The organism is Nostoc sp. (assembly GCF_036917135.1).
GTDB lineage: Bacteria > Cyanobacteriota > Cyanobacteriia > Cyanobacteriales > Nostocaceae > Nostoc.
The window spans coordinates 1-10,978 of record NZ_JBALEA010000079.1 but is presented as its reverse complement, the minus strand read 5'-3'; the positions used below and the strand labels follow the sequence as shown (position 1 = coordinate 10,978).

General features: G+C 42.6%; 9 protein-coding genes. 3 read left to right on the top strand and 6 right to left on the bottom strand.

The annotated features are described in order from the left end of the window. Nucleotides 1-200 precede the first annotated feature (200 nt). Complete coding sequence (locus V7K50_RS25615) at nt 201-1,094, top strand: LysR family transcriptional regulator (RefSeq protein WP_334965036.1); 894 nt, start codon at nt 201-203, stop codon at nt 1,092-1,094. A 448-nt stretch (nt 1,095-1,542) separates the two neighbouring features. Here the strand turns inward: V7K50_RS25615 and V7K50_RS25610 are convergent, their stop codons facing one another. Next, nucleotides 1,543-1,929 (bottom strand): hypothetical protein, encoded by a 387-nt coding sequence (locus V7K50_RS25610; protein ID WP_334965034.1) that lies wholly within the window; start codon nt 1,927-1,929, stop codon nt 1,543-1,545. Nucleotides 1,930-2,068: 139 nt separating this feature from the next. Between V7K50_RS25610 and hslO the strand changes: the two genes are divergently transcribed. Further along, entirely contained in the window at nt 2,069-2,974 is a 906-nt protein-coding gene (hslO, locus tag V7K50_RS25605) for an Hsp33 family molecular chaperone HslO (RefSeq protein ID WP_334965032.1), read from the top strand. Between the two features lie 153 nt (nt 2,975-3,127). Beyond that, nucleotides 3,128-5,218, top strand: a complete 2,091-nt coding sequence (locus tag V7K50_RS25600) for a chromosome segregation ATPase (protein ID WP_334965030.1) — start codon at nt 3,128-3,130, stop codon at nt 5,216-5,218. Between the two features lie 440 nt (nt 5,219-5,658). Here V7K50_RS25600 and V7K50_RS25595 read toward each other — a convergent pair whose 3' ends face one another. The 5 genes from V7K50_RS25595 to V7K50_RS25575 all read right to left on the bottom strand — a co-directional run bounded on the left by V7K50_RS25595 (nt 5,659) and on the right by V7K50_RS25575 (nt 10,812). Continuing rightward, nucleotides 5,659-6,537, bottom strand: a complete 879-nt coding sequence (locus V7K50_RS25595; RefSeq protein WP_334965028.1) for an NAD(P)-dependent oxidoreductase — start codon at nt 6,535-6,537, stop codon at nt 5,659-5,661. Between the two features lie 358 nt (nt 6,538-6,895). Next, the gene (locus V7K50_RS25590; RefSeq protein ID WP_334965026.1) at nt 6,896-8,134 is read right to left on the bottom strand and encodes a class I SAM-dependent methyltransferase; all 1,239 of its coding nucleotides are present in this window, start codon (nt 8,132-8,134) and stop codon (nt 6,896-6,898) included. 43 nt (nt 8,135-8,177) lie between these two features. Further along, nucleotides 8,178-9,224: a glycosyltransferase gene (locus V7K50_RS25585; RefSeq protein ID WP_334965024.1), complete on the bottom strand. Its 1,047-nt coding sequence runs from the start codon at nt 9,222-9,224 to the stop codon at nt 8,178-8,180. Between the two features lie 482 nt (nt 9,225-9,706). After that, a complete protein-coding gene (locus V7K50_RS25580; protein WP_334965022.1) occupies nt 9,707-10,096 on the bottom strand; it encodes a VOC family protein in 390 nt (129 codons plus the stop codon). A gap of 179 nt (nt 10,097-10,275) precedes the next feature. Then, complete coding sequence (locus V7K50_RS25575) at nt 10,276-10,812, bottom strand: GAF domain-containing protein (RefSeq protein ID WP_334965020.1); 537 nt, start codon at nt 10,810-10,812, stop codon at nt 10,276-10,278. Nucleotides 10,813-10,978: the final 166 nt, after the last annotated feature.

Sequence of the window (10,978 nt, the reverse complement as noted above, 5' to 3'; positions counted from 1 at the left end):
TCTTCATCTTTAAAACCAACTGCCCGCAGCATAGCTCGATTTGGCGATCGCTGCACTCCTTGCGTCACTACTTGGCTGATTAAATTCTCCGACATAGTTACATGATCCTCTGACTTGCATGTATGAGTATCATAGGTAGCAATTTTTGATATGTCCAATATATATTTATGAATATTTGAGACTTATAAAATATCAAAACTATGGAACTGCGACACCTGCGCTACTTCATTGCTGTAGCTGAGGAACTACACTTTAGTAAAGCCGCAGAGCGACTTCACATCGCTCAACCGCCCTTAAGCCAGCAAATTCAGCAGCTAGAAGCAGAATTAGGGGTAGAACTTTTTCAACGCAAAACTAAACGACAGGTGCAGCTAACGGAAGCCGGACAAGTATTTTTGCAAGAAGCTTATCAATTGTTCGCTCAACTGTCCAAGGCAATTGATCTGACTCAACGGACAGGTAGGGGTGAGAAAGGACAACTACGAGTAGGTTTCACCAGCTTGGTAACTTACGATTTGCTGCCTGTGATTTTGCGGCGGTTTCGAGAGCAGTTTCTAGAGGTGGAGTTAGTATTGCAAGAATTAACGACAACTCAGCAAGAACAAGCGCTATTCAATCGCCGCATCCATGTAGGTTTTGCCCATCCACCTTTAGAAGACAACACTTTCAATCAAGAATGCATTCAGAAAGAAGCTTTAATTGTGGCTATGTTGGAAACTCATTTCTTAGCTAGACAAGAAAATATTTCAGTGCGATCGCTCTTGAACGAAAATTTTATTATGTTCCCCCGCCATTTTGGTCCTGGACTTTACGATCAAATCTTGAGTCTTTGCCAGCAAGGAAATTTTAGCCCAAAAGTGACTCAGGAAGCAATCCAAATGCAGACAATTATCGGGCTAGTATCAGCAGGAATGGGGATTGCGATCGTACCGTCTTCTTTGCAAAATCTTCAAAGGGCTGGTGTAGTTTATCGCGCTTTAGAAGAAAAAACACCATTAGTAGAAACGGCTGTAGTATGGCGACAAGAGGATATGACACCTGTTTTACGGGAGTTTCTACAAATTGTGAGAAGTCTCTGTGGTGAATTAACTTAGTTAAAAAGGCGATGTTTTTAACATCATTCGATAGTCATTAATAATATAGGACTAGTATTTGATTTTTGAAATATACGTAGGGTGTGTTATGCCGTAGGCTAACGCACCAAAACCCTCCGATGGTGCGTTAGGTCAGCCGTAACACACCCTACAAGACTACTAAGATTTTTCCAGAAATCAAATATGATTCCTATAGTTTGGCATAACAAGTACTGAAGAACCAAAATAATTTAAGCATTCTAACTTATGTAACTCTGTGTTCTCTGCCTTTCTTTGGTTAGATAAATTACTTATCAACCCCAGAGTCACAAAGCAGGACACTTGCATGGGCGGGTTTCCCGACTTGAGCAAAGTGTCCCTGGCGCAGAGAAAAAAAGAGATTTTTCGAGTCACCTTGAAAAGGCTAGTCCTAGAGACAAGGAAAATCCCCCTTTTACGTTCAGTCGATTCAACGCCCTTGAGTTGCCAGAAATTGACGCAAGCTCAACAAACTCAGGGTTTGACCCAAATTTAAGGGCAAAATTGAAACTCCTTCCAAGCGGGACTGTACCCAACCTTCTCCCCAGTACCATTCGTGGAACCCGTCAATGCCTCCACTGAGTAGCAAACGCAGGCAGTTGGATTTGACAACATTTACTTGATGATGAATCGCTACTGGCCCAGTCCAGGTTGTAAACTGGAATCCGGGAAGCAGTTCTTCTGGCATTCCTGGCGCAAAGCGTTGCCCTAAGAGCCATTTTTCTAGTTGCACCGGATGCAGGAGACTATTACGAATTGCATCTGTTGATGCTTCGATTTCGATCCGCAGTTGGCTTTGTTGAAAATTACCCAGCATTTTTCTCGGATTACCTAAAGATGAGACATCGCTATTTCTAATATTGCAAATCAATCAGTGATTATTACTACGTCACTTTTCTCGCAGCAGAGAACTTAGAATAGAAAATGTGAACTTGTTAAGAAATGTAAGGTTATTCATGGCGGATCAGTTAATTCGTGCAACAGCAGCCGAAGGTGGAATTCGTGCCGTAGGTGTGATCACCACACGTTTAACAGAAGAAGTACGGCAGCGCCACAAGCTTTCTTATGTGGCAACGGCAGCACTAGGCCGGACGATGGCGGCGGGCTTGTTAATGGCTTCTAGTATGAAGCGAACTGGATCGAGGGTCAATGTCCGGGTGAAGGGCGATGGGCCTTTGGGTGGGATATTGGTAGATGCAGGCTTAGATGGTACGGTACGCGGGTATGTCGGGAATCCATCTGTGGAATTGCCGCCCAATGCCAAAGGAAAGCTAGATGTTGGTGGTGCAGTGGGTGGTGGCTACCTCTATGTTGTGCGGGATATCGGTTATGGTTATCCTTACTCTAGTACGGTAGAACTAGTTTCTGGGGAAATTGGTGATGATGTCGCTCATTATTTGGTGAATTCTGAACAAACACCTTCGGCTTTAGTTTTAGGTGTATTTGTGGGAGCCGGGGGAGTAACTGCGGCTGGAGGATTACTAGTACAAATATTACCCAAAGCCGCCAGAGATGAAGCCTTGGTAGAAACGTTGGAATCACGGGTTGCCGGTCTAGCAGGATTTACGCCGTTGTTGCAAGCTGGGAAGACGTTACCGGAAATCTTTGGCGAGTTGTTGGGAGATATGGGGCTGGAAATCTTTTCCGAACGGCAATTGCTGCGCTTCCATTGTAGTTGTTCTTTCGATCGCGTTTTAGGCGCACTGAAGATTTTAGGAGAAGCGGAATTACAAGACATGATTATTAAAGATGATGGGGCTGAAGCAACTTGCGATTTTTGCGGCAATCTCTACCAGGCAACTAGCGAGCAGTTAGCTCAACTAATTGCCGATTTGCAAGCTGAATCTGCTGTTTTAGGATAAAGTATAAAATAGCACTGATTTTTGAGATTGATAATGGTACTCTGTGGAGAGAGATAATCAAAAAGTAGCTTTTTAATCATCAGAAAGTTACTATGTCAACAATGGAATTATCGACCTAAAACAGAGCGCTATTCAATTATTTTGGTGTGAGAGATGACAGAGCGGGATATTCCAGACAGTTGGTCTTCAGCCAGTGGAAGAAAGCCAGATCAAAACGAAAGCTTATCCCGAACAGAACAATTCGGTGAAACTCAGCCATTTGATGTCCCAGCTACTGGTTATAACTCCAAGTCAGTGAAGCGGCGAAAAAAAAACCATCGGGAAGGATTACCTATAAATAGTAATTCAGAAGAAACTGCCCAACTCAGTAGTAATTCGGGGAAATGGCCACGCTGGATGAAAAGCTGGACATTATGGCTAGTACTGCTATTGTTGATTCCTGGCAGTGTCGGATTCTTGGCAATGGCAATGCTACTAAAGTTGCCCACTGCCCCTAATTGCCCCTCGATTTTCTGGCCGCTAGCTAGTGCTTCGGTGCGGCTACACTGCGCTCAGTTGGCGGCTTCTAAGCAGACAGTGAATGACCTATTGCAAGCGATCGCTCTGGTGAAGCAACTACCACAAGATCACCCGTTGCATGGAGAAATTGATCGTTTCATTGAAGAATGGTCGCGGGATATTTTGAAGCTAGCCGATCAAAGTTTCCAAACTGGGAATTTAGAGGAAGCGATCGCTACTGCGAAGAAAATCCCCGAAGATGTAGCCGCTTACAAATTAGTCGATGAACAAGTTGACAAATGGCAAACAATTTGGTCAAAGGCAGAAGCGACATACAACGGTGCCATCGCCGAAGTCAAGGAACGGCACTGGCAATCGGCGTTTATGTTATCCGCTAAAATGCTGCGTGTAGATAATCAATACTGGGCGGGTACTAAATACGACCAATTGAATCGTTTAATTGCCACCGCACGGGAAGATGGCGATAAGTTAGGAAAAGCCGAAAATTTAGCAAGCAGCAAAGTTGTCGATAATTTATTAGAAGCGATCAAGTTAGCCGAGTCCATTGGGCAAGAAAGTTACCTTTACCAAAAAGCTCAGGAAGCGATTCCCGCCTTTGGACGCAAAATGCTGGAATTGGCACAGGCAAAACTAGACAAGAAGGATGCGGATGAAGCGCTGAATATTGCTAGGCAAATACCGGAAAGTACGAAACTACAAGGCGAAACCGATGACTTTATTGCCATAGCTGATGCCAAAAGGAGTGCTTGGATCGGTAACGTTTCTGGTTTACAGGCAGCGATCGCTCAAGCACAACAAATTGATCCTTCCAGACCAGTTTATAACGAGGCACAGCAACTTATTGCTCGTTGGCAGTTGGAAATCGAAGATGTTGCAAATCTGGAAAAAGGGAGAATATTGGCTAGTCAGGGAACAGTCCCGAATTTAACAGCAGCGATCGCCCAAGTACAGCTCATCCCTACTAGTAATCCCAGGGCTACAGAAGCTAGGCAAGAGATAGAACGCTGGAGTGCCCAAGTAGAGACAATTGAAGACCAACCTTACTTAGAACGTGCCGACCAGATAGCAGTATTCGACGATATTAACTCTTTGCAAGCTGCGATCAACCAGGCGAATGAAATTCGTAGAGGTAGGGCATTATATCCAGAAGCACGGAAAAAAATTCAGACTTGGATCGGAAAGATTCAGCGAATTCAAGATCAGCCCTACTTAGATCAAGCACGAGAACTGGCTCAAAGTGGAAATCTCACCGCCGCCATTGGCGCAGCTCAACAAATTGCCTCGTCGGGAAGGGCGCTTTCTGGGGAAGCACAAGCTGCGATCAATGATTGGGAAGGGGAAATCCGTACCAAAGAAAACTGGAAAAAAGCCCAGGAAGTGGGGGCGGCGGGTACGCCAGAAGCCTTGGTTGAGGCAATACGGCTGGCGGATCGGGTTTCAAACAATAACATCTTACGTATGGATGCGAATCAGGCTATTGATCAGTGGAGTCAGCAATTGTTAGAAATCGCCCGCTCTCAAGGTCAGTCTGATATCGCTAGAGGCATTGACATTGCCAAATCGATTCCACGCGGTAGTGCTGCTTACAGTGCAGCGCAGGAGCAAATTAAGACTTGGCAGGATTTTCTCAATCCTCAACCTAAACCTGAGCCTCAGCCTGAATCTCAACCATTTCCTCCATCAATTACTACACCATTTTCTCCATCTACTACTAATGGGCAGTAATATCCTTATAGCGGTTCTCGGTTGAGTTAGGTACAAGAACCCCACCCCCAACCCCCTCCCCGCTCTTCGAGAGGGGGCTTACAGCAGTTTTCATGTATTTGAACCACAGATGTCGTAGGGGCACAGCATGCTGTGCCCCTACCCCGTGGTCTATTTACCTGAAAATAGCTGTAAGATGTACCTCATCTGATTAATAAACGCTATATTAACGATTAAGTGAAAAGGTTTTGATCAGAAGAATTCAGAATTGAATTCTGTATAAGGGACTGACAAGAAATAAATTATCCATCTTGTGGGGTGGGCAACATGAGCGCCCTAAATCTGGGACGGGTGGGGACACCCATCCCACAAAAAATTTGGGATGTTTTTTATTTGTCAGTCCCTAACTGGGTAAATAAACTACGGGTTAGGGGCGTACAGATGTACGCCCCTACAAAAATTTATTCCCCGATCGCTTCTCCCCATTCCTTAATCACAGAAAATAGTGATGAGTAATCATCATCAGCAAATGACATTTTTACGGCTGTTTGCAAGATTTGCCGCACTCCTTTAATACTGCTGAGATCCAAACTTTGAGATTTTGCTTCTGAGATAAACAATTCTGTATCTTTAAGCAAGTGTTTTGTGGGGAAATTGGGATTAGCATAATCCTTATCCAACATCCGTTGTAGCTTTTTGTCAAAGGTAGGTGCATAGAGTGAACTATCACGCAATATTTGCATAAACACATCCACATCCACACCCTGACGCTGGACAAAAGCTAGACTCAAAGCAAAGCTAGTTGTTAGGGAAGCTATTAGTTGATTTAGTGCCAATTTCAGAGCCGCCGCAGATCCCACTGGTCCGATAAGTAAAGGTTCTGTGCCAAAATTTTGGAGTAACTTTAAGTGGCGTTCATATTGTTCTGGCTCTGCCCCTACCATAACACTCAACTTGCCAGCTTTAGCTTCCGGGATACTCCCTAATACAGGTGCTTCTAAATACTCACCACCACCAGCAACAACTGCATCTCTAATTTCCTGGCTTTCTGTGGGAGTAATTGTTCCCATTTGAATGATTGTGCGCCCTTCCAAAGTTTGCCAAGCCGTATCTGAAAGCAACACATTATAAATGGCCGGGGCATTAGTAAGCATGAGGATCACGCACTCAGCAGCACGAATGGCTTGGCGGGGATGTGTAGCAATTTCAGCCCCAGCTGCTTGTAGTGGTGCTAATTTTTCTGGGGTACGATTGTAGGCAACTAGCTGTACATCTGCGGCTAATAACCTTTGAGCCATTGGTAGTCCCATTAGTCCAGTTCCCAGAAATGCCACCTTCATTTTTCACGTTCCTTTAATACAGCGTAGGCGTAGCCTGTTGTAGACATCGCGTTTCCATCGTTTGATTCAAATTAGTTAATAAGTAGTTATTTGAGATTTAAGATCCAATCCCAAATCCCAGTTTCCCTACTCCCTATTCCCTAACTCTGGAAATCAACCACCAGCAGCAAAAGTTGCCATAATTATCACTGAAAGTAAAATACCTGGAGTAAGTAGTGTTGCTAGCATTAACAGGTCATGAGTAGTCATAATTATTACTTTGGTATTGTCTTTTACTTTAGAGTAATCACTGTTATCGTAGTCTAAATAAGACTCATACTGCATTCTTAAATAGAGTTTTAACTTTTTAAATTTACCTTTAGTCTGGCACAGTCAATCCTTTTAGTGGTTGAGAAATTTCTGTATCTTCCAGACCTTTGCTCTGAACTAGAACTCCAAAGCCGCCCAGTCCTGTAGGATCTATAAGTTGGTGTAGTGCGTCTCGTCGCTGTAGTAACTGCAAGAGGGGTTGCTTTTGATCAGAAAGGGCTGCAATCCGTTCGCCTAAACCCAACGCCATTAAAAATAATCCCTGTTGGATAAAACCAACATTCTTTAAATTGCACTTTTCACCCCAGCGTTCCAAGGCTGTAAAGTCAACGTGGGCAGTGATATCTTGTCGCCCAATATTGATATAGGGATTGTCATGGAAACGATGATGATAATAACACTGTAGCGTTCCTTGCGATCGCCTGGGATTATAGTAACGACTGGCGGGGTAACCATAATCAATTGTTAACACATAGCCGCGCTGCAAGCGGTCTGCTACTATACTCAACCATTCTAGAGCCGCTAAATTAATTTCACTACGGTAGCCATCTGGATATGCACTTTGGCTCAAGTCGATTCCCGCTAAATCCAAATGTTCAGCTAGTTGGGGTGTTGAAGGTTCCCCTGTGACTTCTACAAATGCAAAATTTGACCTCTCCCCTATGAGGGGAGGGGAGTCTTTCTCTCCCTTCCCTTCTATGGAACGGGGTTGGGGGGTTAGGTTTTGTGGTGTTGTCACATAAATTTCTCGGAGTTTCCCTGTTTCTCGGATGAATTGATGTACTGGAAATGCATCTACTAATTCGTTAGAAAAAAAGCAGCCTGCGATCGCACTTGGTGGTATATCCTCTAAATTGCACCAACGTACAGGGAAATCTTGCAAGCGTTGCTGCTGTTCTTGTCTTAAAATTGGCGACTTTTCAACAATGATGTACTCCAGCGCGGTAAAAAAATCTGGGTAGTGCAGTTGATGATATTTGAGGATATGCAAAGCTAGCAGTCCTTGACCTGCTCCCATTTCTACCAGAGAAAAGGGTACAGGTTTTCCTAAAATCTCCCACATTTGCAAAAATTGTTCTGCTAGTAACTCACCAAAATCAGCACAGAGGTTAGGAGAAGTAAAAAAATCACCACCCTCAAAGCCAATTTTCACTGCATCGCTGGAATAGTAGCCATGTTCAGGGTGGTATAATACCACATCCATGAATTCCGCAAAAGTGATTCGCTGCTGGGGACTGTTGGTAATGTGATTTGCGATCGCTGCACACAATGCTGGATTTGAATCCATAAAATTTGAGATTGGGGAGTATAGAAAATAAAACCATCAATATTTACCTTTTCCGAGGAGGTTTGACACTGATACTAGGTAGCTTATATTCCCAGTAGTTTTCTTTCAAAACCCAGTGTAAAAGTTCTGGATGTTTGCGAACTGCATTTTGATGAAACTGATAACCCCTTTCATAGGCTAGTCTAAAACGGTCTGCTAGAATTGATATTTCTAACCCTTCATTTATAGAATGTAGAATTTGTTTTTTTAAGGTTTTTAGAAAAAGTTTCCCGCGAAATGTGAGATTTACGGTTGGTTGCACTTGATTTTTAACTAAATTTCCCCCATCTTTCCTAATCTGTGTATATGAATCAGCAACTCCTTGATAGAAAAATCTTTTATTAAAATATTCGGGAGTCATTCTTGAGCGAGAAACCTCATGAAATACCAGAGCTTGAGGATGATATATTGCTTTATAGCCTAATTTTTTGGATTTTTGAGTAAGACCTGTTTCTCCATCACCTTGAAAATGTTGTAGATTTGAGGGGATACAATCTGGATGAAAGCCACCAAGTTCAAACAGTATTTTTTTACGAATAGAAAAGTTTAGTCCCCAAACATAGTTGGCATCAATTACCTGCACTTGATCTCCAAAGTCTAATAAGCTTAAATATGCACATATTTTGCGGTTATCGTTTTCACGCCAGAAATATTTTAGCCATCTAGGTGGTTCGACTTCATATTTAGGTAAATTACGTCCTCCAACAATTTGCACAGTAGGATCAGTAAAAGCTTCATGAATAGCTTGTAACCAATTGACATCAGCTTCAATGTCATCATCAATAAATGTTAAAATCTCTCCCTTAGCAGCTAACGCTCCTCGATGCCTTCCTGATAAAAGTCCCGGTTCAGGTTCATATATATAATAAATTTGATGAGATGGATACTGCTCTATAATTGTTTCTGATACAGATTTGGTTGCATCCGTAGAACCATTATCTAAAATTAAAATTTCAAACTGCTCAACTGGAAAATTTTGTTTAATTAGGGACTCTATTGCTAATTGGAGTGACTGAAAACGATTTACAGTTGGTATGATTATTGAAATCATAAATTTCTTCTATTAATTTATTTGTATATTCGTAAAATTCAACAGTTTGGGCTACATCATCCACCCAGATGATCAAATAATTAGTAATTCATAATTCATAAATTTTAAAATGGGTACAGAGCCACCCATTGAATTACTTGTACTGAGCAACGCCAAAGTAAAAATTCAGTGGTCTTTAATCAGTGGAGAGTACAAAAACTCACACTGATAGCCTAGCTTTAACCAGTCTGAGTACTTCTGCAAAGAAGCAAGCTACACAAAGCGTCTCGTCGAGAGTATCTTGAAATTAGAAATTACTAATTATTAATTATCTTGACTGTATAACCATTCTATGTGTTGGTTATCCAGCAAGTCAACCACAAAGGTCATAGAAGCATGGAACGTGGCTAGAGGCTACGGTAATTATAGCTTTGCTTGTTTGATGCCCTAATCAATGAAAAACTTGCGCTATGGGAATTACCAATTTCAAGGTAGCGATCGCTTTAGCCACTCACCAACGACACCAACACACCATTAGGATCGCGGACACGAGCAATTGTTTGTCCCCCAGGCTGGGCTTTAGGAGCATCTAATGCTTTTGCGCCTGCTCCGATCGCTCTCATATAAGCGCTGCCAACATCAGGAGTGATGAATGATATCTGGATTAATGCTGGTGGTTGTGTAGCATCGTTGAGATGGAAGCCGCCAGGAAATAACTTTTGGGCTTCGCTACTAGAAGAGAAAGCTAGTGTAGTGTTTCCGGTTTCGATTTCAGCCCAAATAAACTGCCCCCTATCTTCGAGAGTGCGACGAACTAGACCAAATGCTTTTTCGTAAAACTCAACCGTCTTAACTACATCGTCTACCCAGATAACCGTATAACCAAATTTCATAATTCTTTCTCCTGATTAGAAAAATCAAATTGAATATTTTCAACCCAGGGAGGTGGGTTTTGCCTGTGTAGCCACAGTTTCTAACCGCCCTTTTAACTTAATTCTTGCTCCCATTCCCTTGTAGGGAAGGGGTTGGGGGTTAAGTTTGAGTTGCACGCGGCATAAATTCCTAATTATATTTAACTTTCTAGGATGTAAGGGGCTGTTGCTAGAGTTTGCGCCCCTGTTTGCATCATTTCTATATCTGATGGCGACCAATCATGAGACCCTTGACAATGATGTGCCGCCAGCAATCCCCATAATCCTCTAGGAATCAAAATTGGTACAACTAGGTTGGCACGAACCTGCATATTGCTGAGAAAATCTCGGTGACAAGGCTCGATTGGCTCTAATTCAATATCAGCGATCGCCTTTACCCGTCCTGCTAAGTATAAAGCAGCATACTGGTCGTTAAAACAACCATCTGGGCCAGTTGAACCAAGTATTGAAAATTCTTTAGAACTCAAAGATTCAAAAGTCACCTGTCCTTGCCACCGCCCGTAAAAATAATACAACACCACCCGATTAACATGAAGCGATTCTCTGAGTTGATTGGTTATTTGTCGCACTAACTCATCGCGCTGCATTGCTTTAACAAGGCGATCGAGCAAGTTTTGCAAACCCTGTTCGCGGCGATCGCGGTTTTGGTTAAATTTTGAGTGAGGATGAAATTGCACGGTTCTCAAATTACGACTAGGTAAATGCTGCCGAATTTATATAGTAATTTATTAGACCTTATTTAAATACATATAGGACTCCTATTTGATTTCTGAACAAGACTGCGAAATAATACGTAAATGTATACAAGTCTAATAAGCAACGATGATAAGTCCGCATTTAGCA

Coding starts and splice junctions, on each gene's coding strand:
- V7K50_RS25615 (WP_334965036.1), top strand. CDS start 201: ATGGAACTGCGACACCTGCGCTACTTCATTGCTGTAGCTGAGGAACTA.
- V7K50_RS25600 (WP_334965030.1), top strand. CDS start 3,128: ATGACAGAGCGGGATATTCCAGACAGTTGGTCTTCAGCCAGTGGAAGA.
- V7K50_RS25595 (WP_334965028.1), bottom strand. CDS start 6,537: ATGAAGGTGGCATTTCTGGGAACTGGACTAATGGGACTACCAATGGCT.
- hslO (WP_334965032.1), top strand. CDS start 2,069: ATGGCGGATCAGTTAATTCGTGCAACAGCAGCCGAAGGTGGAATTCGT.
- V7K50_RS25585 (WP_334965024.1), bottom strand. CDS start 9,224: ATGATTTCAATAATCATACCAACTGTAAATCGTTTTCAGTCACTCCAA.
- V7K50_RS25610 (WP_334965034.1), bottom strand. CDS start 1,929: ATGCTGGGTAATTTTCAACAAAGCCAACTGCGGATCGAAATCGAAGCA.
- V7K50_RS25580 (WP_334965022.1), bottom strand. CDS start 10,096: ATGAAATTTGGTTATACGGTTATCTGGGTAGACGATGTAGTTAAGACG.
- V7K50_RS25590 (WP_334965026.1), bottom strand. CDS start 8,134: ATGGATTCAAATCCAGCATTGTGTGCAGCGATCGCAAATCACATTACC.